Origin of the sequence: Neorhizobium sp. SHOUNA12A (assembly GCF_023006505.1) — a bacterium.
In the GTDB taxonomy this organism is placed as follows: Bacteria; Pseudomonadota; Alphaproteobacteria; order Rhizobiales; family Rhizobiaceae; genus Neorhizobium.
Genome location: NZ_JALBGV010000079.1, coordinates 1 through 26,755, shown reverse-complemented (window position 1 = coordinate 26,755; position 26,755 = coordinate 1). Strand labels below are relative to the sequence as shown.

At 62.8% G+C, this 26,755-nt stretch carries 24 protein-coding genes and 1 tRNA gene; 16 read left to right on the top strand and 9 right to left on the bottom strand.

All coding sequences use genetic code 11. From position 1 onward, the window contains the following. The 4 genes from exbB to MOV63_RS25850 form a co-directional block, all read left to right on the top strand. On the top strand, positions 1 to 501 hold a 501-nt coding region (gene exbB / locus MOV63_RS25865), incomplete at its 5' end, for a tonB-system energizer ExbB (RefSeq protein ID WP_247038202.1). 6 nt (positions 502 to 507) lie between these two features. After that, positions 508 to 1,005 carry a TonB system transport protein ExbD gene (exbD, locus tag MOV63_RS25860; protein WP_247038200.1) on the top strand — a complete coding sequence of 166 codons (498 nt, stop codon included), beginning with the start codon at positions 508 to 510 and terminating at the stop codon, positions 1,003 to 1,005. Further along, positions 1,002 to 1,979 carry a cell envelope integrity protein TolA gene (locus MOV63_RS25855; RefSeq protein ID WP_247038198.1) on the top strand — a complete coding sequence of 326 codons (978 nt, stop codon included), beginning with the start codon at positions 1,002 to 1,004 and terminating at the stop codon, positions 1,977 to 1,979. Before exbD ends, MOV63_RS25855 begins: the two co-directional genes overlap by 4 nt. A 51-nt stretch (positions 1,980 to 2,030) precedes the next feature. Next, positions 2,031 to 3,020, top strand: coding sequence for an Ldh family oxidoreductase (locus tag MOV63_RS25850; RefSeq protein ID WP_247038195.1), 990 nt, complete (start codon positions 2,031 to 2,033; stop codon positions 3,018 to 3,020). On the opposite strand, the gene MOV63_RS25845 is transcribed toward MOV63_RS25850, so the two are convergent. From MOV63_RS25845 to MOV63_RS25830, 4 genes are all read right to left on the bottom strand, one after another. Then, positions 3,017 to 4,312 carry an ABC transporter permease gene (locus tag MOV63_RS25845; protein ID WP_247038193.1) on the bottom strand — a complete coding sequence of 432 codons (1,296 nt, stop codon included), beginning with the start codon at positions 4,310 to 4,312 and terminating at the stop codon, positions 3,017 to 3,019. The two genes, MOV63_RS25850 and MOV63_RS25845, sit on opposite strands and share 4 nt — an antisense overlap. Then, on the bottom strand, positions 4,309 to 4,998 hold the full coding sequence (locus MOV63_RS25840; RefSeq protein WP_247038191.1) for an ABC transporter ATP-binding protein: 690 nt from the start codon (positions 4,996 to 4,998) through the stop codon (positions 4,309 to 4,311). Before MOV63_RS25840 ends, MOV63_RS25845 begins: the two co-directional genes overlap by 4 nt. Before the next feature lie 2 nt (positions 4,999 to 5,000). Further along, on the bottom strand, positions 5,001 to 5,468 hold the full coding sequence (locus tag MOV63_RS25835) for a hypothetical protein (RefSeq protein WP_247038189.1): 468 nt from the start codon (positions 5,466 to 5,468) through the stop codon (positions 5,001 to 5,003). Between the two features lie 81 nt (positions 5,469 to 5,549). After that, positions 5,550 to 7,301, bottom strand: coding sequence for an alkaline phosphatase (locus tag MOV63_RS25830; protein WP_247038187.1), 1,752 nt, complete (start codon positions 7,299 to 7,301; stop codon positions 5,550 to 5,552). A gap of 484 nt (positions 7,302 to 7,785) precedes the next feature. On the opposite strand from MOV63_RS25830, the gene MOV63_RS25825 reads away from it, so the two are divergent. From MOV63_RS25825 to MOV63_RS25810, 4 genes are all read left to right on the top strand, one after another. Beyond that, complete coding sequence (locus MOV63_RS25825; RefSeq protein WP_247038185.1) at positions 7,786 to 8,409, top strand: ribonuclease D; 624 nt, start codon at positions 7,786 to 7,788, stop codon at positions 8,407 to 8,409. A 15-nt stretch (positions 8,410 to 8,424) separates the two neighbouring features. Beyond that, on the top strand, positions 8,425 to 9,285 hold the full coding sequence (locus MOV63_RS25820) for a DUF817 domain-containing protein (protein WP_247038184.1): 861 nt from the start codon (positions 8,425 to 8,427) through the stop codon (positions 9,283 to 9,285). 103 nt (positions 9,286 to 9,388) lie between these two features. Next, complete coding sequence (locus MOV63_RS25815; RefSeq protein ID WP_247038182.1) at positions 9,389 to 10,435, top strand: hypothetical protein; 1,047 nt, start codon at positions 9,389 to 9,391, stop codon at positions 10,433 to 10,435. Between the two features lie 141 nt (positions 10,436 to 10,576). Further along, positions 10,577 to 12,343, top strand: a complete 1,767-nt coding sequence (locus MOV63_RS25810; RefSeq protein WP_247038180.1) for a hypothetical protein — start codon at positions 10,577 to 10,579, stop codon at positions 12,341 to 12,343. A gap of 77 nt (positions 12,344 to 12,420) precedes the next feature. On the opposite strand, the gene rpsA is transcribed toward MOV63_RS25810, so the two are convergent. Together rpsA and cmk are read right to left on the bottom strand one after the other, a co-directional pair. Beyond that, positions 12,421 to 14,127 (bottom strand): 30S ribosomal protein S1, encoded by a 1,707-nt coding sequence (gene rpsA, locus MOV63_RS25805; RefSeq protein ID WP_038547850.1) that lies wholly within the window; start codon positions 14,125 to 14,127, stop codon positions 12,421 to 12,423. A gap of 135 nt (positions 14,128 to 14,262) precedes the next feature. Next, positions 14,263 to 14,940, bottom strand: coding sequence for a (d)CMP kinase (cmk, locus tag MOV63_RS25800; RefSeq protein ID WP_247038178.1), 678 nt, complete (start codon positions 14,938 to 14,940; stop codon positions 14,263 to 14,265). Between the two features lie 355 nt (positions 14,941 to 15,295). Here cmk and MOV63_RS25795 point away from each other — a divergent pair, with 355 nt between their 5' ends. Both MOV63_RS25795 and MOV63_RS25790 read left to right on the top strand, forming a co-directional pair. Next, positions 15,296 to 15,685: a TIGR02300 family protein gene (locus tag MOV63_RS25795; protein ID WP_037080075.1), complete on the top strand. Its 390-nt coding sequence runs from the start codon at positions 15,296 to 15,298 to the stop codon at positions 15,683 to 15,685. Between the two features lie 168 nt (positions 15,686 to 15,853). Beyond that, positions 15,854 to 15,929, top strand: a tRNA-Ala gene (locus MOV63_RS25790). 74 nt (positions 15,930 to 16,003) lie between these two features. Here the strand turns inward: MOV63_RS25790 and MOV63_RS25785 are convergent. The 3 genes from MOV63_RS25785 to MOV63_RS25775 are packed head-to-tail and all read right to left on the bottom strand — an operon-like array spanning position 16,004 to position 20,545. Then, positions 16,004 to 16,900 carry a DMT family transporter gene (locus MOV63_RS25785; RefSeq protein ID WP_293408650.1) on the bottom strand — a complete coding sequence of 299 codons (897 nt, stop codon included), beginning with the start codon at positions 16,898 to 16,900 and terminating at the stop codon, positions 16,004 to 16,006. Continuing rightward, positions 16,897 to 19,299, bottom strand: coding sequence for a PIG-L family deacetylase (locus MOV63_RS25780; protein ID WP_247038176.1), 2,403 nt, complete (start codon positions 19,297 to 19,299; stop codon positions 16,897 to 16,899). The genes MOV63_RS25785 and MOV63_RS25780 overlap by 4 nt, the downstream gene beginning before the upstream one ends. Before the next feature lie 19 nt (positions 19,300 to 19,318). Beyond that, positions 19,319 to 20,545, bottom strand: a complete 1,227-nt coding sequence (locus MOV63_RS25775) for an ROK family protein (protein WP_247038174.1) — start codon at positions 20,543 to 20,545, stop codon at positions 19,319 to 19,321. A gap of 247 nt (positions 20,546 to 20,792) precedes the next feature. Here MOV63_RS25775 and MOV63_RS25770 point away from each other — a divergent pair, with 247 nt between their 5' ends. The 6 genes from MOV63_RS25770 to MOV63_RS25745 all read left to right on the top strand — a co-directional run. Continuing rightward, complete coding sequence (locus MOV63_RS25770; protein ID WP_247038172.1) at positions 20,793 to 22,058, top strand: extracellular solute-binding protein; 1,266 nt, start codon at positions 20,793 to 20,795, stop codon at positions 22,056 to 22,058. A 15-nt stretch (positions 22,059 to 22,073) separates the two neighbouring features. Continuing rightward, on the top strand, positions 22,074 to 23,027 hold the full coding sequence (locus tag MOV63_RS25765; protein WP_247038170.1) for a carbohydrate ABC transporter permease: 954 nt from the start codon (positions 22,074 to 22,076) through the stop codon (positions 23,025 to 23,027). Beyond that, positions 23,024 to 23,866, top strand: a complete 843-nt coding sequence (locus MOV63_RS25760) for a carbohydrate ABC transporter permease (protein ID WP_247038168.1) — start codon at positions 23,024 to 23,026, stop codon at positions 23,864 to 23,866. Before MOV63_RS25765 ends, MOV63_RS25760 begins: the two co-directional genes overlap by 4 nt. A gap of 15 nt (positions 23,867 to 23,881) precedes the next feature. Further along, a complete protein-coding gene (gene argH / locus MOV63_RS25755) occupies positions 23,882 to 25,396 on the top strand; it encodes an argininosuccinate lyase (protein ID WP_247038166.1) in 1,515 nt (504 codons plus the stop codon). Continuing rightward, positions 25,396 to 26,436: an ABC transporter ATP-binding protein gene (locus MOV63_RS25750; RefSeq protein ID WP_038547804.1), complete on the top strand. Its 1,041-nt coding sequence runs from the start codon at positions 25,396 to 25,398 to the stop codon at positions 26,434 to 26,436. Before argH ends, MOV63_RS25750 begins: the two co-directional genes overlap by 1 nt. Further along, a partial coding sequence (locus MOV63_RS25745) for a PfkB family carbohydrate kinase (protein ID WP_247038164.1) occupies positions 26,433 to 26,755 on the top strand: 323 nt, incomplete at its 3' end. The genes MOV63_RS25750 and MOV63_RS25745, both read left to right, overlap by 4 nt.

Below are 26,755 nucleotides of genomic sequence, written 5' to 3'. Positions count from 1 at the left end.
GGTCCCGCGGCGCTGATGCTGCGGTCCGCGGCAGAAGAAATGCAGCTTTCAGAAGCAGCTCTCGACCATGCCCATGGCGACGGCGTGAAGGAGCGGGTTGGCTCGGCGCTTTCCCGCATCGAGGCCTATGCAGGCCGGCGCATGTCGCGCGGCACTGGCGTGCTCGCGACGATCGGCTCCACCGCCCCGTTCGTCGGCCTGTTCGGCACCGTCTGGGGCATCATGAACGCCTTCATCGGCATTTCGGAATCACAGACCACCAACCTCGCCGTCGTCGCGCCCGGCATTGCCGAAGCGCTGCTGGCGACCGCGATCGGCCTCGTCGCGGCCATTCCGGCGGTTGTCATCTACAACGTCTTCGCCCGCTCCATCACCGGTTACCGGCAGCTGCTGGCGGATGCCGCAGCGGGTGTGGAACGGCTGGTGAGCCGCGACCTCGATTTCCGCAAGGTTCCCCCGGGCGGCCGCAAGACGCCGGTCTCGCTCGTGGCAGGAGGCTGATCGACCATGGCCGGCGGCATCCGCGAACAGCACGGCGACGAGCTTTCCGAAAACCACGAGATCAACGTGACGCCGTTCATCGACGTCATGCTGGTGCTGCTGATCATCTTCATGGTGGCGGCGCCGCTGGCGACCGTGGACATCAATGTCGATCTTCCCGCATCAACCGCAAGGCCGGCTGAGCGGCCGGACGAGCCGCTCTACCTGACGGTCAAGGAAGATCTGAGCCTCAATATCGGCAACGACGCCGTGCAGCGCGAGCAGTTTGCCGCGACCCTCGACCGCGTCACGGAGGGCAAGAAGGACACCCGCGTGTTCCTGCGCGCGGACAAGGCGGTCGATTACGGCCAGTTCATGGAGGTCATGAACCTGTTGCGCGATTCCGGCTACCTCAAGATCGCGCTGGTTGGGCTTGAGACGCTGCCGGCACCGGCGGTGCCGGCGCCCGCTGGAAATGCCCCAGCCGTAGCACCCACCGTCCCGGCAACGGGAGGCAATCCATGAGCCTCGTCGTCTCGCAGACAGGCCCGGGCGGACGCGTCGGCGAACTGGCGCTATGGGGCGCTGCCGGACTGCTGATGCTGACAGTACATTTCAGCGCCGCGGCCTATCTGATGCGCGAACAACCGGATGTGCCGGCCGACAACGCACCGCCGGCAGCGATCATGATCGAGCTTGCGCCAGAGCCGGAAGCCGCCAACACCGAGGAAGAGCAGATCTCTCCTGACATGCAGGAGCAGGAACAGGTGATGAGCGAGCAGGCGGAGCCTGTCGAGGAACCGCAGCCGGAGCCCGTTGAGCAGCCGAGACCCGAACCGACGCCCGAGCCCGTTGCAGAACCTGTCGAGCAGCCGGTGGAACCACCGCTGCAGGAAGTCGCCGAGCCGGTCGAGCCTGAACCGGTGCAGCCGCCCGTGGCGGAGCCACCGCCGGAGCCGATCGAGGAGATCAAGCCGGTCGAGGAACAGATGACGGCGGCGCTCGAAAATGTCGAAGTGCCGCTGCCGGTAGTGCGGCCCCTGCCGCCGCCGGTCGCGGAAAAGCCGCCGGAACAGCCGAAAAAGCCGGAGCCCAGGAAGGAGCCGGTGAAGAAGGTCCAGAAGCCGAAGCAGCAACAGCAGGCCCGGCCCGACATGGCCGAGGCGAAAATCCAGGCCAAACAATCGGACCGCACGGCCGCCAGCCAGAATTCCACGAGCCTCTTCTCTTCGTCGGTCTCCCCGCAGCAGTGGATGACGCGCGTGAGAACGAAGATTGCTCGCTACGCCCGCAAATGCCCCGGCAACGGAACCGGCATCGTTACGGTCCGCTTCAGCTTCGACGGCAGCGGCAACATCGGCAATGTCTCGGTCGCGGGGTCATCGGGCAACGCGTCTATCGACGACTATGTCGCTTCGGCTGTCCGACGCGCTTCGCCCATCCCGGCACCGCCTTCCGGTGTTGCAAGTTCACTCAGCCAGCCGGTAAAGTGCGAATAACCGCCTGATTTTCTCGCGGCGTTCGTCCCCGAACCAATCTGGATCTCCAGCATGCACATCACTCTCTATGACGCCGAAACGCTCGTTCAGAGCGTATTCGAAGCCAATGGCGTTCTTGCCGATACCGCCCGATCCGTCGCCCATGCGCTCGTGCATGCGGAAGCTGCCGGACAGTACGGTCATGGCCTGCGCCGCGTTCCCGCCTATATCGGCCAAGCTCGCTCCGGCAAGGTCGACGGCAAGGCGAGACCCGTCGCCACCCGGCCGCGTCCGGCGGCGCTCGTCGTCGATGCGGCGCTCGGTTACGCCTACCCGGCCTTCGATATCGCAGTCGCCGAGCTTCCGAAGATCGCCCAGGCACAGGGCATCGCGCTCGGCGCCATCCATCGCTCCCACCATGCGGGCGTCATGGCGCTGACCGTCGAACGGTTTGCCGAGCAAGGCCTTGTGGCGCTGATGTTTGCCAATGCGCCGGCCTCGATGGCCGCCTGGGGCGGCAGGAAGCGGCTGTTCGGCACCAACCCGATCGCCTTTGCGACGCCGGTTGCCGGCGAGGATCCGCTGGTCATCGATCTGGCGCTTTCGACCGTCGCGGCTGGCAAGATCATGGCGGCGCGCCAGAAGGGCGAGAGCATTCCGGAAGGCTGGGCCTTCGATGCCAACGGCAAGCCGACCACCGATCCGCACGCGGCCCACAAGGGCCTGATGGCGCCCTCGGGCGGCGCCAAGGGTGCGGCGCTGGCGCTGATGGTGGAGATCCTGTCGGCCGGCCTGACCGGATCGAACTTCTCCTACGAGGCAAGCTCGTTCATGGACGAGAAAGGTCCGCCGCCCTCGGTCGGCCAGACGCTGATTGTCATCGATCCTTCCGCAAGCACCGCCTCGGCTGCCGAGCGGATCGCCGAACTTGCCCACGAGATGGCCTCCGAAGAGGGCGTTCGCCTGCCCGGGCGGCGCGGCCAGAACGCGCGCCGGACGGCGATCGAGCAGGGGCTCGATGTCGAGGACGAGGTGATTTCGGCGATCAGGGCGCTGGCCTAGGCCCGCAGCGCTGCCGCCGGCGACTGGCGGTAGGCGAGAATGGCCGGCACGGCGGACAGAACCGCCGATGCGGCAAGCAGGATCAGCACCATGCGCCAATCTTCGCCGGTAAAGCCGACCGGCAGGATGATGCCGCTCTTGGCCGTGAAGGCATTGGCGATCATCTGGGCGGCGGCAAGGCCGGTCAGAAAGCCGAGACCGATGCCGAGCGCGACCAGCAGGAAGAGCTCGAACCAGACTATGGCAAAAACCGACAGCCGCGGCGCGCCAAAAGCCCGCAGCGCGCCAATCTGGCGCCGCCGTTGACCGATATGGGTGACAGTGACCAGGACCAAGGCTGCCGCCACCAGGCCCTGCGATCCGGCGGCCACGGCGCTCAGCACCATCTTGGCATCACCGAGCGTCGCATAGAGGCTGGTCAGCACCTCGCCCGGGAAAACCGCGAGCGTATTGCCGTTGCGATATTCCTGGCGGAGCTTGTAGGCATCGGCAATCGTCTTCGGCTTTACGAGGACCGCCGGAAGGCCCGGCGCATCGGCTGCGAAATTTTCATCGATCGCCGCATCCGCATCGATGGACCCGTGATGACCGTGATCCTCGTCGGCATGCTCATCCGTGGCGGCCGCAGCCTGCGTTACCTGTGCTGCTCCGCCTTCGTGATGCTCTTCGTCCTCGTGCTCATGATCGTGGCCGAGACCGTGGACGTGCCAGACCGCCTGGATCGGCACTAGGATGGCTCGATCCCAGGGCGTCCCCGTCGGCGGCAACTTGCCGGTGACGTGGTATACGACGCCCGCATGGGTCTCGCCGCCCATCGCCGCCGTGCCGTGCACGGGCTTGATTTCGGCCCCGACCGGCAGCTTCACTGCCGCCCCGACCACCGCCTCGCCCTCTTTCTCGAACATGCGGCCTGAGGCAAAACCGGAGACGGTGCTGCCGATCAGCGCGCGGGTCGTCCCGACCAAAGGGTAGCCGGCAAAGGAATCACCGAACCCGACCGGCGCCACCCAGGCGACACGCGGATCCTTCGAGAGTTTTGCCAGCACCTCGCCCGGCATCAGCGGCAGCGGCGCCGGCTGCAGGAAGATCGAAGAGAGCACGAGCTGGGTTTCACTGCCGGCCGCGCCGATCACCAGATCGAACTTGTCGGCGGCGCGGGCGCTGCCGAGCCGCAGGGCGCGCTCCTGCAGCGTGACGGTGACGCCGAGGGCGGTGGCGAGCGCAACCAGCAGCACAACCACCACAGCGCCAAGCCAGAGGCGGCGCAGATCAGCGGCAATGAAGCGGATCATGCCGCGACCTCTTCGCGAAAACTGTCGGAAATGATACGGCCGGCGCCAAGCGTGATGCGGCGATCGAGCCGGTCGATCAGGCGCTGATCATGGGAAACGACAATCAGAGTGCTTCCGGTTTCGCCGGACATGTCCAGAAGCAGCCGGCCGACCGTCTCGCCGGCCTCCACATCAAGGCTGGCGGTCGGTTCGTCGGCAACGATCACGCCCGGCTTGCGTAACACCGCGCGGGCGATCGCCACACGCTGCATCTCGCCGCGCGACATGGTCTCTATCTTCTGGCCCGGACGGGAAAGGCCTACGCTTTTGAGGAGGTCGTGTGCGCGGGCGATCAGCGCCGCATCGGCGACACGGGCCAGCCGCGCCGGCAGAAGCACGTTCTCGACTGCCGAGAGGCCGGGAAAAAGATGGAAGTCCTGCATCACGAGGCCGACATGTTCTGCCCGCCAGCGGTCGCGCGCGGTCTCGGAAAGCCGGGCGACATCCTCGCCGCTCCAGACGACCTTTCCGGAGGTGGGGCGCTCAAGCCCGGTGATCACATTGATGAAGGTGCTCTTGCCGGAACCGGAGCCGCCGGTGACGGCAACGCGCTCGCCGGCTGCGATCGTCAGAAAATCGACCTGCAAAACCGGGCTGTTCAGGCCGGGGAACGACATGGCCAGATTGTCTATGCGCAAGGAAAGCATGTTCACGCGCCCTGATATGCCGCGTCGCGGATCCTCAGGAGGCTGACAAATCCGGTATCTGGATCTCTCCAGGAGCCGACCTCAAGGGTGCCGCGCACCTCGATCGTTTCGTTCGCCTGGGTGAATGTCTGCTTGCGGTGGAGGTAGATGACGACGATATTGTCCGGCCAGTCCGCATCTGAGGAGCAGAAGGGGCAAAGCGCCATCGGCACTTCGGTCAGCACGAAGAAAGCAGCTTCCGCCTTCAGCGGCGGCGCCATGAAACCGCGGATCGCCACCTCGCGGCCCGCCAGCTTCTTCACCTTGTCGGAAAATTCCAGGCCGAGAACGCTGTACTTGCCATAGAGTTCGTTAAAACCGAGGTCATCGGCAGCGGCGGCGGAACGGGCTGCCGCAAGCAGCGGAGCTGCGGCGGCGGCCAGGCCGAGCACGGAGCGGCGGCTGAAACCCTTTGAAAAGAGCTTTTCCATGAAACCCTCCTGAAACGCTATTCCCGGCCGTGTTTCGGCCGGGAGCGTTGTTCTACCACGGGTACGGCAGGCCGTCAGACCTTAGTTGGTCTGCTTGGTGCCGAGCGCGAAAGTATCGGCGAGCACCTTGTAGATGTCGCTTTCTTCCATATAGCCCTTGAAGCCTTCCGAACCGGGGCCGGACGACTGCAGGACGACGTCGTCGACGGAGTGAACGCCGCTGTCGCTGCTCTTCGGGAGATTGCCCTGAACGAAGACCGCGCCAGGCACGTTCTTGTATTGCTCATTGGCAACGTATTCCTTCTTCTCGTTCTGGATCGCCGGAACGAACGGGCCATCCATTTTCGGGCGGAAGGTTTCGTAGTGGTCCGGGCCGTTGGTGGCGGCAAGGAACAGCCGGCGCGAAACGTCGATCTTGTCCGGATAACCGTCGCCGTTTTCGTCCTTGTAGTTGGGGAAGCCGGCTTCGGCATAGGTGCCGACCTTTTCGCGCATCTCGGTGCCCGGCTTGTCGTCGTCAACCGTGCCGATGATCGAAACGCCATGGGTGTGGTCGCCGGTGACGACGATCAGCGTGTCGGGATGGGTCTTCTGGAATTCGCGGGCAACCGCGATCGCCTGGTCGAATTCGATGGTTTCGATGACGGCACGGTCCCAGTCGAGCGGATGGGACATCTTGTCGATCGAGGATCCTTCGACCATCAGGAAGAAACCATCCTGGTCCTTGGAAAGACGATCGAGGGCGACCTTGGTCATGGCGACCAGACCCGGCTGGTTCGGATACTTCTCGACGGTGCCCTTCTTCAGGAACTCGCGGTCAAGCGTGACGTCCATGTTGCCGGGATGGAAGAGGCCGAGCAGCAACCCATTGGCGTTTGCGCCGGCTGCAAGTTCGTTCTTGTCGGTGGCCAGCGTGTAGCCGGCATCCTTGAAGAGCTTGACATAATCCTTGTCGTCCTTGCGCTTCGAGCCGGCAGTCGCCTGCGGCAGGAAATACGCAGAACCGCCGCCGAGCAGGACGTCCGGCTTGACGCCTAGCAGCATGCCGACGACATCGGCCTTGTCGTTGCGGTTACGGGTGTGGGAGACGACGGCGGCAGGCGTCGCGTCCTCGATTTCGGAGGTGGCGACGATACCGATCGACTTGCCGGTCTGGCGGCGAAGTGCTTCAGCAATCGTTTCGACCTTGGGGTCGTCCAGCGAGTCCGGCGTGCGGTCGGCATAAACGCCGATCGCGTTCACGGCGGTCTTGTGACCGGTCATGTAGGCCGACATCGTGTTGGCCGAGTCGGTGTCGACGGCGTTGGTCGCCGAGGTGCCGACGAAGGCCATATGGTCGAGGTCGTCCATGGCGAGACGGCCGTTGGCCTTGCCTTCGGTCATGCCCTTGGACATGATGCGGGCAGCTGTGCGATGCGCGACCGAAAGGCCATCGCCGAGCATGAAGATGATATTCTTGGCCTTCGGGGCAGAACCCGTGCCGTAGACATTCCAGGTGACGGTCTTCGTCTCGGAACCGGCCGAAATCTCGACCTTGTAATCGCCGGCGGTGGCGATGGTCAGGCCGCGCAGGATGACGGCAGAACCGAGGATCTTGTCCTTGTTCTTTTCTTCCGCGACGAACTGGACTTCCTTGCCGAGAACAGTCTTGTAATCCTGGCCGTTGACGGTGATCTTGACGTCTTCCGGCTTTACGACGGAGTTGAACTCGACCTTGAAATCGAAGGGGGAGCCGCTGAGGATCGTGGCGCGATCCAGCGGATAAACGGTGGCAGCCTGGGCGGCGCCGGCGAGCGCGGTCGAAACGACCAGAGCGGCAAAAATCTTGCGCATAGTAACCTCACGAAAAGTTCAAAGGGAAGGCGAGGTTTCGTATATCGGCGGTGCGTGACACCTACGTGACGCCAATCACAGATCGCGGCACCTCGGCTGTCGTAAGGCAAAAAGCAATGTTTTGAAGGAAATCCTGCTCCAAAAACGGAAAAAGCCTGGCGCGGGAGGAGGGTGCGCCAGGCTTTAAACTTGATCGACAACTGGGAGGAGGAGGATGTTGTCGATCCGTATCAGGCAACACTGGGAGGAGGAGTGCGTCGCCCGATGGCCAAACATATAGGCTAATCGTTTAAGCAGGCCAAGCCACTTGGTTGCAATGCAGCAATGCATTAGCTGCAAGGCTGAGCAAATGCCCGCGCAGAATTCGGTCGCGTAATGAAACACATTTGACCGCTGGCGGTGCGGCCTTCCCAAGATCACCCATATCCCTGACGAAAAACGTGGTTTATAGCGAATCTTTGCAGACAGGCAGACGGAGACGGACATGGCAGAGATCAGGTATCATGAAGGCGATATTCCGGCAGTCGCTGCAGCCCGATATACCGGGGCGATCGCCATCGATACGGAAACGCTCGGCCTCGTGCCCCGTCGTGACCGGCTTTGCGTCGTGCAGCTTTCGCCGGGCGACGGTTCGGCAGACGTGATCCGCATCGCGGCCGGCCAGAACGAAGCTCCCAACCTCGTCGCCATGCTCGCCGATCCGTCGCGCCAGAAGATCTTCCATTACGGCCGCTTCGACATCGCCGTGCTCTTCCATACGTTCGGCGTGACCACGACACCGGTGTTCTGCACCAAGATCGCCTCGCGGCTGACCCGCACCTATACCGACCGGCACGGGCTCAAGGACAATCTCAAGGAAATGCTGGATGTCGACGTTTCCAAGGCGCAGCAGCAATCCGACTGGGCGGCCGAGGTGCTTTCGCCGGCGCAACTCGAATATGCGGCCTCCGACGTGCTCCACCTGCATGCGCTGCGCGACAAGCTGACCTACCGCCTGGTGCGCGACAAGCGCGCCGAACTGGCCCAGGCCTGTTTCGAATTCCTGCCGACGCGGGCGAAGCTGGACCTGCTGGGCTGGGAAGAGGCCGATATCTTCGCCCATAGCTGATAGGCTGACCGGCGGATGGATCAAGGCTATCGCGAACGACCGGCGGCACACGAGACCGGGCCGTATCTCGAGCCGCTGCGAATTGTTATTCGCGCCGCACTCGCGCCGCTTCCATGGTGGCTTTCAGAATTCATCCTGTTCGGCCTGAAACAGGCCTGGGCCTGCCTGTTCGCGGCGATGATGCTGGCGCTGCTGCTCATCACCAAAGTCATCTGGCAACCGGGTTGGCCGGTCCATCGCTACGATTTCCTGTTCCTCGCCGCCCTGACTGTCCAGATCTTGTTCCTGCGCTTCAAGATGGAAAGCTGGGACGAAGCCCGGGTCATCCTCGTCTACCACGTCACGGGAACCGTGATGGAGATATTCAAGGTCCATATGGGGTCGTGGGCCTATCCGGAAATGTCGCTTCTCCAGATCGGCGGCGTACCGTTGTTTTCCGGCTTCATGTATGCGGCAGTCGGCTCCTTCATGGCCCGCACGATCCGCATCTTCGACATGCGCTTCAGCCATTATCCGCCAATTTGGCAGACAGGGCTTCTGGCGATCGCCATTTATTCCAATTTCTTCAGCCATCATTTTCTGCCGGACATCCGCTATCTTCTGTTTGCGGCGACCGTGATCGTGTTCCGGCGGGTGAACATCCGTTTCACCACCGACCGGACAACTTTGCGGATGCCGCTGGTGCTTGCCGCGTTTCTTTCCTCGGCCTTCCTCTGGCTTGCGGAGAATATCGGAACGCTGACGGGCACCTGGATCTATCCGACGCAGAAGACCTGGCACGTCGTATCGTTCGGCAAGCTTGGATCCTGGTATCTGCTTCTCTATGTGAGCTTTGCGTTGGTGACGCTGGTGGTGAAGCCGCGGCCGCCCCAATAGATAAGGGGTGACATAAGTTCTAGCCACCCGGTAACGTCTCGTTAACCCTTCAAATCTAGTTTTGCTTGGCGGTGCACCTTCCGACGAGACCGGATTTCGGGCCATGTTGCTTCCTACCCAGCAGACTTATGGGCTTGCCGCGACCAACATGATGCAGTCGATGCTCGACGGCATCGAGGAACAGCGCAAGAAAGACGAAGAGCAGCGGACCGGCAAGAAGAGCGATCCGGTTGTCGAAGCCCGGATCAGCGCCAGCGAAGACGCCCGGCGCGCCCGCGACAAGATCGCCTCCGCCCTTTTCAGCGTCAACAAAACCGACCCCAACGAATTGAAGATCGAGCTCGTCGACCGCCTGGCGACCAAGCTCGGCATCGATACCGACGAAGCGCGCTCCTCCTACAAGCTCGGGAAAGCGCTGGAAGATGCGCTGAAGGAGATGATGCCGGACGAGGTCGGCAAACTCGCCGAAGACCTCGGCCTCGACGACATCGGCATCTCCATGGACACGCTGCTCGCGGCGATCAAGAACCCCTACGGCGACGACAACCAGCGCCTGATGGACGGCCTCAACCGGAAGGCCAATGGCGGCAAGCTCGACACCGAAGTCGAGCGCGTCGTGCAGCGGCTCGAAGATGTCGCCGATCCGAAGACGCTCGAAGAACTGAAGCTCGGTCCGCAGGGCTACGATCCGACCCGTGTCGAAGATGCCGGAACCCGCGCCGAACGCCAGGCCGACATCCAGGCGGCGGAGGCCGGCAAGAAGCTTGAGGACGTCCAGAAGGTTCAGGACGTCATCGAGAAGACGAATGACAAGGCGACAGCCGCGCCGGCTGCCGATGGCACCGGCGATACGCCTGCCGTCGACGACACCGCGCTGCTGGCCCTCTTCGCCGCGGCGGCCGAACAGGTCGCCAATACCGATACGGACGACGCGGGCGACAGCCTCGTCTCCGACGATCAATCCGCCAAGGGCGACTCCGTCACCGATGAGGTCCTGGCAGACAATGAAGCGCCGACCAATGAAATGGCGGCGAGCGCAATCGAGGAGCTTGCCGCCGACAGCGCCGAAAAATCCCAGGCCGACATCTTTTCGGTGCGGGTGGACGAAATCGGCATTTATGAATTGTTGAAGAAGAAGTTGGCTGCGTGATCCAGCAATAACCCCCAATCTCCCCTCATCTGCATCGTAATGGATCATTTTCGCTGACCTGTCGGCGAAAACGGGAATGCGTTAGCGAGTTGTTAACCTTTTTGCCCCACAGTCATCCTGTGTATCGGCACTGGCGACGCCATGAGGCGTTCCGGTCGCAACGCCGTATCGTTGCGAAAAGACAAGAACCCTTCGGCCGAGCTGTCCTATCGTCTCTATCAGACATTGGAGCGGACGATGCTGCCGCCGGTTCGTACCAGTTCATTCGTCGACTACCAGACACCTTCGCAGCAACCGATGCTGCGTCAGCGGATCGACGTGGCCAATGCCGCGGCGAACAGCGGGTTGATCGGTTCTTCGCCGATGTCGGCGGGGCGGCTGGATATCCTTTCGCTCTCGGCGCAGCTTCAGCTCGCGCAGGGATTTTCCATCTTCGCCGAGACCATCGGCCGGCTGATCAAGGTGCCGCGTCGCGAAGGCGAAGCGTTGGCGGATTATGCCCAGCGCCTCTCAGACGCGGTCAAGGCGATGAACCCCACCGAAAGAGCGGCTCTCGAACGGACGCTCAACCAGCTCGTCAGGGGTATTTCGCTGCGTCTGCTCGTGGAAATCCTCAACAATCCCGCAAGTCCGGAAGCCGCCCGCATCGCCATACAGCTGGAGACCGCGCAGCTGCTCGACCGCGATCTCGCCGCCAAGGCTGTCGTCAGCTCCTATCGGCAGAATGCCGGAGCGGAACAGGCGCCGAGCCCGTTGCCACAGCCAGCGAATGCCGCGCCATCTGCGTCCGGCCAAACTTCCGTCCTCGTGCACACGGCAGAGGTTGGCCCTCCAGGCGCCCAGCCCGGCGAGGACACTGCGATCGACGGAGCTTTGCCGGGGGAGATTGCCGCAGAAGCAGCTACGCAGGATGCAGAAGCAGCGCCCGTTGCGGCGACAATTTCCAGCGCTGCTCAGAATCCGGCCATGCTTTCCGCCGAGATCGACGCATTGCCGGGCCCCATCGACGAGAATGCCTCGCCGGTAAGTGCCGAGACAGATCCGGACGCCGCACCTGTCTCGGCATCCGCGCAGGAAGCGGCCGAAGTCGCCGAGAGCGAAACCCCGGAGCTTGCTGCCGTGCGGGCCGAAGATGCGCCGGAGAGCACATCTGCGGCGCGTGCCAACGAAGGTCGGCAGATCGCGAGTGCCGTTCCAGGCGATCGGCGCGGCTCTCAACCCGTCTTTTATGATGGGCCGGCGCTGGCCCGGCTTTCCCAGCGCGGCCTCGAACAGCAAGGCGGCGCGCGTGCGCTCAATACGGAGAAGATGGCGAACGGCGCGACGACCATATGGCTTGCGGACGTGCTTGCCGACGCCACCAGCGACCTTCTCGACAGCCTGCCGGTTGCGGCTAAACAATTGCCGGAACAACAGGCGCTGCAGCAGTTGACCGACAGCGAGCTTATCGGAAAATCGGCCCTGCAGACGGGCGAGGTAGCGGGCGCGGCCATGGCAAAGCCTGCGCAGCCGGCCACCGACGAACCGTCAAGCACAGGTTCGACGGGCCGTATCGGCGGTAGCCCCCCGAACGCGACCGGTTCGTCCACGGGTGCGACGGAAGTCGCCGAACAACTTGCTCTCCCGATCGCTCTGCCGCCGATGTTTCGCGAAGGCGTCGCCCTGCCCTATGTCGCCTATCCGCCGGAAGAACGCGAGCGGGACCCCGAGGAGCGCAAGACGAAGGCGATCTCCAAGACCGACGAGGACGGCGAACAGCAGCATTCCGCCGGCGAGCAGGCGTTCAGCGAAGAACGTCCGGATGATGATCACGCCCAGGAGCACCCCGGCGACGATGCTTCGAAGGCAGCCACCGAAGATGCGGACCGGGCAAACGACCTCTATTGGCGCATGGCCGGCTGGACCTGATTTCGACCCGCAAAAACTGCGCATGAAAAAACCGCCGGACTTGCATCCGGCGGTTTTCGATTTCTAAAAGGCGTCGATTATTCGTTGTTGCCGCGGTTCTTCAGAGCCGCGCCGAGGATGTCGCCGAGCGAAGCGCCAGAGTCGGACGAACCGAACTGAGCGACGGCTTCCTTCTCTTCTGCGATCTCGAGAGCCTTGATCGACAGCATGACCTTGCGGTCCTTCTTGGAGAAGTTGACGATGCGGGCATCGAAGACCTGGCCGACCGAGAAACGCTCCGGACGCTGATCGTCGCGATCGCGTGCCAGGTCGTTGCGGCGGATGAACGAGGTGATGTCTTCGTGGTTGACGAGACGAACCTCTACGCCACCATCGTTGACGGCGATGACTTCGCACGAAACGACGGCATTCTTGCGCAGGTCGCCGGAAGCGGCGGCTTCACCGACCGAGTCCTTGCCGAGCTGCTTGATGCCGAGCGAGATGCGCTCCTTGTCGACGTCCACATCGAGAACGACAGCCTTGACGACGTCGCCCTTGTTGAACTCCTCGATGACCTGTTCGCCCGGACGGTTCCAGTCGAGGTCGGAGAGGTGGACCATGCCGTCGACATCGCCTTCGAGGCCGATGAACAGGCCGAATTCGGTCTTGTTCTTGACTTCGCCTTCGACTTCAGTGCCGGCCGGATGGCTGTAAGCAAATGCCTGCCACGGATTTTCGAGCGTCTGCTTCAGGCCAAGCGAGATACGGCGCTTGGACGGATCGACTTCGAGAACGACCACGTCAACATCCTGCGTCGTGGACAGGATCTTGCCGGGATGAACGTTCTTCTTGGTCCAGGACATTTCGGAAATGTGGATGAGGCCTTCGATGCCCGGCTCCAGCTCGACGAATGCACCGTAGTCGGTGATGTTCGTGACGGTACCGGAAATCTTCTTGCCGACCGGATACTTGGCGGCAATGCCATCCCACGGATCCGACTCGAGCTGCTTCATGCCGAGCGAGATGCGGTGGGTTTCCTGGTTGATGCGGATGATCTGTACCTTGACCTGCTGGCCGATGGACAGGATTTCCGACGGATGGTTCACACGGCGCCATGCCATGTCGGTGACGTGCAGCAGGCCGTCGATGCCGCCGAGGTCAACGAACGCACCGTAATCGGTGATGTTCTTGACGACGCCGTCGACAACCTGGCCTTCTTCGAGGTTCTGAACGATTTCAGAACGCTGCTCGGCGCGGGACTCTTCGAGAACCGTGCGGCGCGAAACCACGATGTTGCCGCGGCGCTTGTCCATCTTGAGGATTTCGAAGGGCTGCGGGTTGTGCATGAGCGGAGTGACGTCGCGGATCGGACGGATGTCGACCTGGCTACGCGGCAGGAAGGCAACAGCGCCGTCGAGATCGACGGTGAAGCCACCCTTGACCTGGTTGAAGATGACGCCTTCGACGCGCTCGCCAGCTTCGAACTTGAGTTCGAGCTTGACCCAGCTTTCTTCGCGGCGAGCCTTCTCGCGCGACAGAACTGCTTCGCCCAGCGCGTTTTCGATGCGCTCGACATACACTTCGACTTCGTCGCCGACCTTCAGCGAACCGTCCTTGCCCTTGGCACCGAATTCCTTGAGCGCGATGCGACCTTCGACCTTGAGGCCGACGTCAACGACGGCCATGTCCTTTTCGATCCCGGTGACGATGCCCTTTGTGACATAGCCTTCCGCCAGATCGTTGGAAGCGAAGGATTCTTCGAGAAGGGCTGCGAAGTCCTCCCGCGTGGGGTTAGATACTGCCATGAAATCTCCTGAGGTACCCGATACGGGCCCATACAGCGCCGGTGGTTCGTGTTGCACATGCCCAAAAGTTCGGGTCCGCCTCCCTCATCGGAATGATCCGGGGGAGGCAATCCGGCGCGGGGACCGAACCTCGGGCTATTCTAATTCGCTATTCTCACTCGATTGTCTCTTCAGGGCGGCGTCGATGATGGACTTCGCTGCCCGAAACGCGGCCTCTATACTCATTTCCGAGGTATCAAGCAAGTGCGCATCGTCGGCGGGCTTCAGAGGACTATCGGACCGGCCCATGTCGCGTTCGTCGCGTTTCTTTACGTCAGAGAAGATCGCACCGTAATCCGCCTCACCGCCCTTGCCGACGATCTCATCGTAACGGCGCCTTGCCCTCACATCCGCAGACGCGGTGACATAGAGCTTCACCGGAGCATCGGGACAGACGACAGTACCGATATCCCGGCCGTCGAGCACCGTTCCCGGCTGCCTCAGGGAAAAGGCACGCTGCGCCTCCACCAGAGCCCGGCGGACCGACGGCATGACCGCGATCTTGGAGGCCGCCTCACCGATCGCATGCGCGGACAATATATCGCGATCGAGGCCGGCCAGTTCAACCTCACGGGCCATTTTCCCGGCGACCTTCTCGTCGTCGAGCGGCAGGCCTGCATCGAGCAGCGCCTTGGCGGTGGCGCGATAGGTCAGCCCGGTGTCGAGATGATGAAAACCATAGGCGTCGGCGATCAGCCGCGACAGCGTGCCCTTGCCGGCGGCTGCGGGACCGTCGATGGCGATGACGATTGCTGGCTTGGACGTCAAACTCATGCTTCCCGAATCGCCCCGGGTGTGACCCGCAGACCGATCGGATAGGTCCCGATCAGCGCATGCTGAGTTCCGAGATCCTTTTCGCGAAAATGCGGCGGCTGGCACATGTTTTTCAACCTCTTGTCGCTTCCGCCCGGAGAGACGGCAGGCCGGCCCTTTGCGGTAAAATTTTCCCGTCGTCACTAACATAAAGCCTGCCACCGGTCACCGTATTCGCTCTTATGAGGTCCATGAAAAGTTTGTCTTTGACATCAAAGAGCGCAGGCCTTATGGGGACCGGCTTAGATTTTCACCCTATAAGGCCGCTGTCCAAGCGGCGCGCCGAAATATTCGGCCATCTCATGAGGCTCTGACTGTGGCAAAAGCGGAACTCGGAACCAAGCGGACCGACCCCGATACCGGCAAGAAATTCTACGACCTGAACCGCGATCCGGTCGTTTCCCCCTATTCCGGCAAATCCTGGCCGCTGTCCTTCTTCGAGGAGCACAGCGCCGCCAAGAAGATGGAACAGGCCGAGGAAGAAGACGTCCAGGAAGTCGATACCGAAAATCCGGAAGTCGAACTCGTATCGCTCGAAGAGGGCGACGAGGCAGCCAGCGGCGACGATATCCCGGATATCGGCGATGACGACGATGTCGATATCGGCGATGACGACGACGATACCTTCCTGGAAGCCGACGAAGATGAAGACGACGACGACATGTCGGGCATCATCGGCGTGACCGGCGACGACGACGAAGTCTGATCCGATATCGAAGTTAAGGCCCGGCAATTCAATAAAAATTGCCGGGCGCACAAAATACGGCTTGCACTCTCCGTAAACCGGAAGTAATAAGCCGCCACTCCAACGGGGCAGCCCTTACAGGCGCCCGGCGGAGTTTCCCAGGACCGGAAAATACCGGACCACCCTGATGGGGCTATAGCTCAGCTGGGAGAGCGCTTGCATGGCATGCAAGAGGTCAGCGGTTCGATCCCGCTTAGCTCCACCAAATTTTCTCCGAGACACATAAAGATCGATCGGTCGGGACGCCTGCTCGGCGTTTGCGCTATATCGCCATCAAAGTCAGGCGCGGCGGCGGCGGCGGTCGAGCCAGGCTGCGCCTTGCAGTGCGGCCAGGATGACGATCACGCCGATCACCACCCTCACCTCGGGCACCTCGCCGAAGAAGACGTAGCCGGTGACGGTGACGAAGACGATCGAGAGGTAACCGACGGGCGCGAGCACGCTGGCATCGGCGATCCGGTAGGCGCGCAGGAAACAATACTGGCCGAGCTGGGCGAGGAAACCGATGCCGAGCAGCGGGATCCAGTCGAGGGGCATGACCGGTTTCCAGGTGAAGACGGCGGGCACGGCGGTGATGACGGCGAGGCCGACCGTGTAGAAGACCATCATCACTGTGGTGTTCTCGTCCTTCAGCGCCCGCGTCTGGATGATCGCCAGCGACCCGAAGACGACCGAAACCAGCACAACGATCACCTCGATATCGAAGCTCGACGTGCCGGGCGCCATGACGATCAGCACGCCGATGAAGGCAAGGCCGGCGCCGAGCCAGCGGATGCGGCTCACCGTCTCGCCGAGCATCGCGACCGCCATCGCCATGGTGATCAGCGGCCGGGAGAACCCGACCGCATTGACCATGGCGAGCGGCAACATGGTGATGGCGAGGAAATTGCTGGTCAGCGCCACCGCATTGCAGGAGATGCGAAAGATATTCCGCCACGGATGTTTGACCCGGCGCATCTCGGCGCGATGCTGCCAGATCAACGGCAGGATGAACAGGAGCCCGATCATCGCCCGGATGAAGACGAGCTGGAAGGCGGGATAGGTCGCCCCCTGCGCCTTCACCAGCGCGGTCATGCCGCCGGAGACCAGCGTCATGTCGAGAAGCAGCCAGCCGATGCCTATGCGGGCGTTCGAGGCCCGCTCTGCTTCCGGCTCTGGCGCTGCCTCCGTGCTCACGCCGGCTGTACGAGGTTCGCCATAAGCCGGAAAGCACCGGGCACGAGCTTGTCGAGCTGGTGATGCAGCACGAGGCTGGTATGGGTGTGTCGGCCCTTGCCGATGGCAGCGGAGATCAGCGCGCCCTTGAGCGGCTGTTCGTTAGCGTCGTGCATGGCGAGCAATGGCTCATAGGCGTCATCCCAGCGGGAGACGAAATAGAGGCCGCGTTCCTTGTCCCATCCCTGCCAGTCTTCGGGGCCGATGACGTTCGGCCCTTTAAGCAGCATATGGTCTGGCGCCAGCACGGTGACTTCTGCCCTCGGATCGGTCACCCGCCAGCGCAGCGACGGCGAACCAATCTCGATGCGGCGGACCGGGGTCTCGTTCGGATCCCAGCCATCGGTCGGCCGGTGATACAGGGTCACGAGGTGGCCGCCTTCCTCCACGAAGCGATGCAGGCGCTCGGTGGAGGCGGCGAGATCCTTGCGGATGCCGAAGGCGAAGATGCCGACGACGATCGTGGTGAAGCGCGACAGATCACCGGACAGCGCCTGGGCGTCGAGTTCGGTGACATCGAGGCCCATGCGGGAGAGCCACATGCCGACACGATCGGCGCCGCCGCTGACGTAGCCGATGCGTGCGCCTTCCGGCAGTTTCAGATCGACCGACAGGATCTTTAGCGCGGCGGGGGCTCGGAAACTGGTGCGGCCGATATGCCGGTAGGCGATTGGCGTGACCTGGAAGGCCGGGTGGCCGTCGATCTGCGGTTCGAGTTCGACGAGGCCGGGCTTGGCCGCATCGGTCGGGGAGGCGATCCAGCCGCCGTCGGTCTTCTTCATTACCCAGCCTGGAGGCGTCTTGAAGGAGACCGGCGCATTGGTGCCGGAGAGATTGGCCTTGATCGGCCATTCCGTCTGCTTGGTGCCGAGGGGTACGAGCAGCGCATCCGGCAACAGGATCAACGATTGGGCGGGCGTCACCGCGAATGGCTCTTCAAGATCGAAGGTGCCGGAAACCAAACGTCCGCCGATCTCGGCCGAGATTTTTACATGCGCATGGCCGTTGCCGCCGAGCGCAGACCAGGCGGGCAGATAGAGGCTGGAGAGCGGAGCGTCCGACGTCGCGGTCAGTGCGAATACGCGGTCATGGGCGAGCGACTGAACGGAGGACGAGACGCCGGCCGGCAGAACCGGGACAACATCGACCTTGTGGTCCGAAGCGCCTTCGCCGAGTTCGACGGTGAGTGTCGTAGCGCCGCCGGGGGAGATGACGGAGGGATCGGCATAGGCACGCTCGACGATCGCGGCCGCATCGAGGATGGCAGCATCGATTTCCGTCTGCTTGCGGGCGATGCGGTGGCCCTGCAGGGTCGCAAACTCTTCCGGTGCGGCGGAGGCTACGATGTCCAGCCAGCCGGCGGCCTCAGTCAGCGCCCTGATGATCGCATCGCGATCCGGGAAAGCCGCGCAGGCCACGGCGATGGCGGCGTCTGCGGAGCGCAGGGCTTCCGCCACGTTGGCGGGCAGGCCGGCGAAACCGGCAAGGACGGTCAGCGATGCCGGCAGGTCCTCGAGCACCGACTGCTCGGATTTCGAGCGCGTAGCGGAGAGCTTCAGGTGCAGCTGCCAGTCCTTTTCCGGACGTTTCGGCCAGTGACCCATGCCCTGGGAGGCATGGTAATACCGTGACCATTCGCCGATCCGGTCATAGTCCGCGCCGGTGGCCGGATCGCGGCCCTTGGCCAGCACCGTGACCGTTGTATCCGGCGGCGGCACTTCGTCGTCATAGGTATCGCCGCCGCCTGACCAGGCCGGCAGGTAATATTTGGCGACCTTCCAGGGCTTCAGGCCCTCGGTGAAATGTTCGGGGTAGGCATTGGGGTCGGCGGCGAGTGTAATCGCGGTCTCCGCGGCCCGGGTCATGGCCCGGTGATGACCATGCTGTCCGGGCACGTCGAGGAAGGTCGGGATCACGATATCGGGCCGTTCCATGCGATAGGCGCGCACCAGGCGCTCGACCGTGCGGGCCTCGCCCCAGCGGGTGAAGGTGGCGTCGCCATCCTTGGAGAAGCCGAAATCATGGACCGGATCGGTCGGGCCGTGGCCGAGCCAGGAGACGTCGCCGTCGATCGCGCGGGCCGCCTCTTCCAGTTCGCGGGAACGGATCACCCCGAGCGGGCCGAGACGTTCGGGGCCGAGCGCGTTCTGGCCGCCCTCGCCGCGTGTCGAGCAGGCGATGATGACGCGCATGCCAAGGCCGAGGCGGAACCAGGCGAGCATGCCGTTCTGCTCGTCGTCGGGGTGGGCGCCGGTGTTCATCATCGTGACCGTCGACTTCAGCCGCGTCAGCTTGCGATGGAGCCGGACGAGCGAGGGATCGGCCATCTGCCGTTCGATGCGTTCGCGGGCGGTCAGCATGAAAATTCTCCTCAATATGTCATGCGGGAATATCGGCAAGCGCGGCAAGCGAGGTTTCAAGCTTGGGCGTCACCATGTCGAAAAGCGGAAGGGCGGCAGCACCGAGCGCTGCCGTCAATTGTCCCGTCTGGCCGCGCAGCACGCGGGGCAGATCGCGCTGCCTGCGGCTCGCGACCGAGGTCGGCAGATTGCCCATGCGAGCGACGATGTCCTCGATGATCGCATCCGGCAGCGCTCCACCGAGGATGACGGTCTGTGGGTCGAGGATGTTTTCGAGCATGGCGACCATCGGGCCGAGATAGGTCGCCGCCTCGTCGATCCATTCCTCGACGACCGGGTGGCGATCCGCGTGCAGCGTCTCGAGATCGGAAAACTCGGTGTCGGAAATACCGACGCGACTCAGCTTTTCCTTCAGCACATAGGCGGAAACATAACCTTCCAGGCAGCCGAGTTGGCCGCAGGAGGGGCAGGGCCTGCCCTTCGGCACGACGGTGACATGGCCGATCTCGCCGGCATTGCCGAAGGCGCCGCGATAGGGCGCGCCGTCCTGGATGATGCCGAGGCCGATACCGACACCGAAATAGATCATGCAGAAATTGGAGATCGCCAGGCCTGCGCCGAACAGCCGCTCGCCGACGGCCGCCGCCGTCGCGTCGTTTTCGACGATCACCGCATGGCCGCAGGCTTCACTGAGCGCCTGGGCGGCGTCGAGCCCCGCCCAACCCGGCAGAGTCGTCGGGCCGACCGAGGTCATGCCGTCGATCTCGAACGGGCCGGGCATGACGACGCCGGTGCCGAGCAGCTTTGCGCCGACCAGTTCCGTGACCGCGGCAAGCTCCGCGGCAAATGCGGAAAGGATATGCCCGGGAGTGGTATCCTTGAGCGGCGTGATGCGCTTTGCCCGAAGTCCGCCAGACAGGTCGAGCGCCACCGTCACCATATGGTCGGCGGCTATTTCGACGCCGATGGTGGCGCCGCCCTCGGGATTGACAGCGAACTGGATCGGCGGCTGGCCTCGGCCGGATTTCAGCCGGCCCATTTCCATCAGCAGCCCCTCGCCCGCCAGGTCGTCGACGATATTGGCGACGGCCTGGGGCGTCAGATGGGTAAGCTTGGCGATGTGGGCACGTCCGAGCGAGCCGTGACGGCGCACCACATCCAGCACGACGCGGCGGTTGTGTTCGCGGCTACGTTCGGGGTTCTTGCCGATAGCCACCGGGTGTGTGCCGATCGTGTGTATGGTCATCTTGCCCACCTTCGGTTGACGGAATTCATAACGCCGGGAAGCGGTATGCCGCAATAGAATAATTCAAGTAAATTATCTTATTGACAAACGACCCCACTCAGGAAACCGTAAGGGTAGGGCTGGGCATAGCGCCGCAGCACGTCAAAGGGAGGTTCGCCTCCCGAAAACCAATAAACGCGTCGGCTGCAGGTCGCATCCGAATGCAGGGAACAATCAGACCCCAAGACCGGAGCACCCGGCGGGGCAAATGGAGGCTCACATGCGCAAGGCAACTTTGTTCGCCGGTCTCGTCGCCGGTTTCAGCACATTCGCATTCAATGCCGCACAGGCGGTCGAAATCGAATACTGGCAGTATGTCTTCGACACGCGTGTGAAGGCGATGGACCAGCTCATCACCGAGTTCCAAAAGGCCAATCCGGGCATCACGGTCAAGCAGGTCACGTTCCCCTATGCCGACTACCAGACACGCGTGATCGCCGCCAACATGGCCGGCAATGGTCCCGACGTCATGCAGCTGTTCTACGGCTGGCTCGACAAGTTCGTCGCCGGCGGCCTCCTCGCTCCGCTTCCGAAGGATGCCTTCCCGCAAGCCAAGATCGAAAGCGAGTTCTTCCCGATCGTCAAGGCGATGAAGCGCGGCGACGATTATTACGGCCTGCCGACCGCCGTGCGCTCGCTCGCCCTGTTCTACAACAAGAAGCTCTTCACCGAGGCCGGCCTCGACCCGAACAGCCCGCCGAAGACGCTCGACGAATATGTCGCCGCCGCGCAGAAGATCGCCAAGCGCGACGCTTCCGGCAACCTCATCGTCGAAGGTTCGACACTCGACATGGCCGGCCAGGACCACCAGTGGTGGCGTGAAGTGCTGATCCGCCAGTTCGGCGGCGTGCCCTATACCGACAACGACCAGAAGGTCGCCTATAACAGCGAAGCCGGCATCAAGGCGTTGAAGTTCTACACCAGCCTACAGCTTGAAAAGAAGATCGGCGCCGCCGGCTTCATGGACGAAGGTCAGGCGGCGTTCCGCGGCGGCAAGGCCGGCATGACCATCGACGGCACCTTCCGCCTCGGCGCCTTCAAGAGCATCAAGGACTTCGAATGGGGCGTGACCGAACTGCCGGCCAATGCTCAAGGCGTGCGATCCAACTATGCCAGCTATTTCGCCAACGGCATCAGCGCCAAGGCGAAGGGCGAGAAGCTTGAAGCGTCGAAGAAATTCCTGGCCTACATCACCTCGCCTGCCGCCATGGACATCTGGCTGAAGACCGTCGGCGAGCTGCCGGCGCTCCGTTCCGCAGCGTTGACCGAAACCAACCTGAAGGACCCGATCTACGCACCGTTCCTGAAGGGCCTGGAATACGCTCACACCACGCTGTTCATGGATGAGCAGGGCCAGCGCCAGAACGCCATCGACATGGCAAACCGCGTGCTGCTGCAGGGTCAGTCGGTCGAGGACTCGATCAAACAGGCAGCCGCCGCCGAGCAGGAAATCATCGACGCGGCCAAGCCGTAAGATACGGAGCCGGTCATGGCAGCGATTGAACAGCAGGGGGCGGCGTCCGGCCGCCCCGGCGGATCCCGAGGGACATCCTTTGGCGACCGCTTTTCCATGCGGACGCGGCGCCTCGTCTGGGTCTGGAGTTTCCTTGCCCTGCCGATCCTCTTCTACGCAATCATCCGCTTTTATCCGACGTTCCAGGCCTTCTACCTGTCGTTTACCAACTGGGACCTGCTGCGGCCGGCGAAATTCATCGGGTTCGCCAACTATATCAAGCTCTTCAAGGACCCGCAGTTCTGGAAGGTGTTCAAGAACACGTTCACCTATCTGATCATCGGCACGCCGATCAGTCTCGTCACCGCGTTTACGATCGCCTTCTTTCTCGATCGCGTCCGTTTCATGCACAGTTTCATCCGGGCGCTGTATTTCCTGCCGTTCCTGACGACGGCAGCGGCGATGGCCTGGGTCTGGCGCTGGTTCTACCAGCCGCCGCCGATCGGCGTCATCAACGACGTGTTCAGCATGCTCGGCATTCCGCAGCAGCCGTTCATCCGCTCGACCGACCAAGCACTGTTCTCGATCATGGTGACGGCGATCTGGGCCGGCCTCGGCTTCCAGATCATCATCTTCATGGCCGGCCTGCGCGCCATTCCCGGCACGTTCTACGAAGCGGCGCGCATCGACGGCCTCGGCGAATGGGCAATCCTGCGCAAGATCACCCTGCCGCTCCTGAAACCCACCACCGTGTTCCTCGTGGTGTTCTCCTCGATCGGCTTCCTGCGCATCTTCGACCAGGTCTACAACATGACCACCAACGATCCCGGCGGACCGCTCGGATCGACCAAGCCGCTGGTTCTGATGATCTACCAGACCGCCTTCAACTCCTATGCGATGGGTTATGCCGCGGCGCAGACGGTGGTGCTGTTCACCATCCTCTTGATCGTATCGCTGCTGCAGCTCTGGATCCTGAGGGAAAAGAAATGAGCGAAGCCACGCGCCTCAGCCACGGCAAGGTCCGTCCCGGCCTGATCGTCACCTGGACCATCCTGTTCATCGGCGGCCTGATCATGGTCTCGCCGATCGCCTTCATGTTTTCGACCTCGCTGAAGACCCCCGACCAGATCTACGACCTGCGCCTCATTCCCGCCGCGCCGACGCTTGCGAACTATATCTCGGTGCTCGCCGACGGGCGGTTCATGCGCTGGTTCTTCAACTCGACGCTGATCGCGGTCATCGTCACCGTGTCGAACTGCTTCTTCGACAGTCTTGTCGGCTATACGCTGGCGAAGTTCGAGTTCCGCGGCCGTTATTTCATCTTCCTCGCCATCCTCTCGACGCTGATGATCCCGACCGAGATGCTGGTCATCCCGTGGTACCTGATGTCGAGCCAGCTCGGCTGGCTGGACAGCTACTGGGGCATCATGTTTCCCGGCATGATGACGGCCTTCGGCACCTTCCTGATGAAGCAGTTCTTCGAAACCGTGCCGAACGACTTCATCGAGGCGGCCCGCGTCGACGGGCTCAACGAATTCCAGATTTGGTGGAAAGTGGCGCTGCCGCTGGTGACGCCGGCGCTTTCGGCGCTTGCTATCTTCACCTTCCTCGGCAACTGGACAGCGTTCTTCTGGCCGCTGATCGTCACCACCAGCAAGGAACTCTATACGCTGCCGGTCGGGCTTTCGAGCTTCGCGGTCGAGCAGTCCATCCAGTGGGAAATGATCATGACGGGCGCGGCGATCGCCACCCTTCCCACCCTTCTCGTCTTCCTCGTCCTGCAGCGCTACATCGTCCGCGGTGTGATGCTGGCGGGCCTAAAGGGATAATGCAAGGATAAAGCCATGGCGGACATCAACCCGCGCCTTTCCGACACCAGCAAGTTCCCCGATCCGGTCTACAAGGAAACCGTGCTCCGGCCGCTCTTCGACGGCGCCAAGAGCCACCATGTGGACGGTTTCCGCCGAATCGACCGGGCGCATCTCGTGATGCTGGTCGAGACCGGAATCCTCGACAAGGAAATCGCGTCCAAGATCGCCGGCGCATTGGAGGCGATCGACACGGAAATCGATCCGTCGACGCTCGTCTATACCGGCGAGGTGGAGGACTTCTTCTTCCTGATCGAAAAGGAACTGAAGGCCCGCATCGGCGTCGATATCGCCGGGCGCCTGCATACCGCCCGGTCGCGCAACGACATCGACCACACGCTCTTCAAGCTCGGGCTGAAGGACAAGATCGATGCGCTGATGGGCAAGGCTAGGCTGCTGCTGGCCGCGATGGTCGATGCCGCCGAGCGCAACAAGACGACCCTGATCGTCGCCTATACGCATGGCCAGCCGGCCCAGCCGACGACGTTCGGCCACTACTTGTCGGCCGCGATCGAAATTCTGATCCGCGATATCGAGCGGTTTGCCGAAGCCCGCAAGATCGTTGATCTTTCACCCATGGGGGCGGCGGCGATCACGACGTCCGGTTTTCCGATCGACCGCGCCCGCGTGGCCCACCTCCTCGGCTTCTCGGCACCGCTTCGCAATTCCTACAGCTGCATCGCCTCGGTCGACTACACGACCTCGACCTATTCGGCGATCGAGTTGATGTTCCTGCATCTCGGCCGCCTGATCCAGGATTTCCAGTTCTGGACGAGCTTCGAAGTCGGCCAGATCTACGTGCCGAACGCGCTGGTGCAGATCTCCTCGATCATGCCGCAGAAGCGCAATCCGGTGCCGATCGAGCATCTGCGCCATCTCGCCAGCCAGACGATGGGCCGCGCCCGCACGGTGCTCGACGTGATGCACAACACGCCCTTCACCGACATGAACGACAGCGAAGGCGAAACGCAGGGCATGGGCTACGAGGCCTTCGCTTCCGCCTCCCGCGTGCTCGACCTGCTCGCCGCGCTGATCGCCCAGATCAGTATCGATCCGGAGCGCGTCGACCAGAATATCCGCCGGTCCTGCATCACCATTACCGAGCTTGCCGATTCGCTGGTGCGCATCGAAGGGCTTTCGTTCCGCGAGGCGCATGAGATTGCCGCAGCGACGGCAAGGAGCGTCGTCGCGTCGAAGGGCGACCTTCCGAATGACGGCTACGAGCCCTTCCTCAAGGCCTTCGAACATTCGGCCGGCCGCAAGCCTTCCGTCGACCTCCAGAAGTTCAAGGAGATCGTTTCGCCCGAACATTTCGTCGCCGTGCGCGCCCGTTTCGGCGGTCCCGCGCCAGAGCCTATGAACGCCGCGATATCTGCCTATCGCGACAAGCTTGCCGCCTTCGAAGCCGAAGCCAAGAAGGCTGCGGACCGTGAGGCGAAGGCAGCAGCCGAACTGAACCAGAAATTCACCGCCCTGACGGGAGCCCGCTGATGGCGACGATCGAACTTGAAAAACTGGTGAAGCGCTACGGCAAGGTCGAGGCCGTCAAGGGCATCGACCTCCAGATTGCCGACGGCGAATTCGTCGTCTTCGTCGGCCCTTCCGGATGCGGCAAATCGACGACGCTCCGGATGATCGCCGGCCTTGAGGAAATCTCCGGCGGCACGCTGAAGATCGGCTCGGAGGTGGTCAACGAGCGCGAGCCGAAGCAGCGCAACATCGCTATGGTATTCCAGAACTATGCGATCTATCCGCATATGACCGTGCGCCAGAATATCGGTTTCGGCCTTTATACCTCGAAGCTCAGCAAGGCCGAGAAGGACAAGCGGATCGAGGAGGCCGGCAAGATCCTCGGCCTCGGAGCCCTGCTTGACCGCCGCCCGGCCGCCCTTTCCGGCGGGCAGCGCCAGCGCGTCGCGATCGGCCGCGCCATGGTGCGCGATCCCTCCGCCTTCCTGTTCGACGAGCCGCTTTCCAACCTCGACGCCCAACTTCGTGCGCAGATGCGCATCGAAATCAAGCGGTTGCATCAAAAACTGAAGACCACGACCGTCTACGTCACCCACGACCAGATCGAGGCCATGACCATGGCCGACCGGATCGTGGTGATGAAGGACGGCGTGATCCTGCAGGTCGGCACGCCGTCGGAACTCTATGACAGCCCGGTCGACGTATTCACCGCCCGCTTCATCGGCAGCCCGTCGATGAACCTCGTGCGTGGCCGTCGCACCGCTTCGGGCGCGGCAATGGCGCCTGTCGGCGATATCCTGATCGGCGTGCGCCCACATGACCTGATTGCCCACGCGACAGTTACCGGCGGCAGCGGCTTCACGGTGACCGGAACGGTCTCGGCCGTCGAGCCGTTGGGACCGGAAACGCTGGTGCATCTGGACGTGGCCGACACCCCAATCATCGCGACCGTGCGCGAAAAATTCGTGCCGACTGTCGGAAGCACGCTCACCTGCGAAGCCGCTCCCGGCGACCTCTACCTCTTCGATGCCAGCACAGAGAGATTTCTGGGCCGTTCATGATGACGCATGCAGAGAAAAGATCCGCGGTGCTCAGCATCGGGCGGATCTATTGCGACCTGATTTTCACGGGCCTCGGCCACCTGCCGGTACTCGGGCGTGAGATTTATGCCAGCGGCATGGAGATCGCCGCCGGCGGCGGCGCCTTCATCGCGGCCGCCCATCTTGCCCATGCCGGCCGCAAGGTGGCGCTTGCCGCTCGGCTCGGCACGGATTCGCTGTCGACCGGCGTCGAGGAGCAAATCCGCGACAGCGGGGTCGACCTGCGTTTTATCGAACACGCGGACGATGCCGGCCCGCAGGTGACGGTTGCGGCCGTGGT

Coding starts and splice junctions, on each gene's coding strand:
- exbD (WP_247038200.1), top strand. CDS start 508: ATGGCCGGCGGCATCCGCGAACAGCACGGCGACGAGCTTTCCGAAAAC.
- MOV63_RS25855 (WP_247038198.1), top strand. CDS start 1,002: ATGAGCCTCGTCGTCTCGCAGACAGGCCCGGGCGGACGCGTCGGCGAA.
- MOV63_RS25850 (WP_247038195.1), top strand. CDS start 2,031: ATGCACATCACTCTCTATGACGCCGAAACGCTCGTTCAGAGCGTATTC.
- MOV63_RS25845 (WP_247038193.1), bottom strand. CDS start 4,312: ATGATCCGCTTCATTGCCGCTGATCTGCGCCGCCTCTGGCTTGGCGCT.
- MOV63_RS25840 (WP_247038191.1), bottom strand. CDS start 4,998: ATGCTTTCCTTGCGCATAGACAATCTGGCCATGTCGTTCCCCGGCCTG.
- MOV63_RS25835 (WP_247038189.1), bottom strand. CDS start 5,468: ATGGAAAAGCTCTTTTCAAAGGGTTTCAGCCGCCGCTCCGTGCTCGGC.
- MOV63_RS25830 (WP_247038187.1), bottom strand. CDS start 7,301: ATGCGCAAGATTTTTGCCGCTCTGGTCGTTTCGACCGCGCTCGCCGGC.
- MOV63_RS25825 (WP_247038185.1), top strand. CDS start 7,786: ATGGCAGAGATCAGGTATCATGAAGGCGATATTCCGGCAGTCGCTGCA.
- MOV63_RS25820 (WP_247038184.1), top strand. CDS start 8,425: ATGGATCAAGGCTATCGCGAACGACCGGCGGCACACGAGACCGGGCCG.
- MOV63_RS25815 (WP_247038182.1), top strand. CDS start 9,389: ATGTTGCTTCCTACCCAGCAGACTTATGGGCTTGCCGCGACCAACATG.
- MOV63_RS25810 (WP_247038180.1), top strand. CDS start 10,577: ATGAGGCGTTCCGGTCGCAACGCCGTATCGTTGCGAAAAGACAAGAAC.
- rpsA (WP_038547850.1), bottom strand. CDS start 14,127: ATGGCAGTATCTAACCCCACGCGGGAGGACTTCGCAGCCCTTCTCGAA.
- cmk (WP_247038178.1), bottom strand. CDS start 14,940: ATGAGTTTGACGTCCAAGCCAGCAATCGTCATCGCCATCGACGGTCCC.
- MOV63_RS25780 (WP_247038176.1), bottom strand. CDS start 19,299: ATGCTGACCGCCCGCGAACGCATCGAACGGCAGATGGCCGATCCCTCG.
- MOV63_RS25775 (WP_247038174.1), bottom strand. CDS start 20,545: ATGACCATACACACGATCGGCACACACCCGGTGGCTATCGGCAAGAAC.
- MOV63_RS25770 (WP_247038172.1), top strand. CDS start 20,793: ATGGAGGCTCACATGCGCAAGGCAACTTTGTTCGCCGGTCTCGTCGCC.
- MOV63_RS25765 (WP_247038170.1), top strand. CDS start 22,074: ATGGCAGCGATTGAACAGCAGGGGGCGGCGTCCGGCCGCCCCGGCGGA.
- MOV63_RS25760 (WP_247038168.1), top strand. CDS start 23,024: ATGAGCGAAGCCACGCGCCTCAGCCACGGCAAGGTCCGTCCCGGCCTG.
- argH (WP_247038166.1), top strand. CDS start 23,882: ATGGCGGACATCAACCCGCGCCTTTCCGACACCAGCAAGTTCCCCGAT.
- MOV63_RS25750 (WP_038547804.1), top strand. CDS start 25,396: ATGGCGACGATCGAACTTGAAAAACTGGTGAAGCGCTACGGCAAGGTC.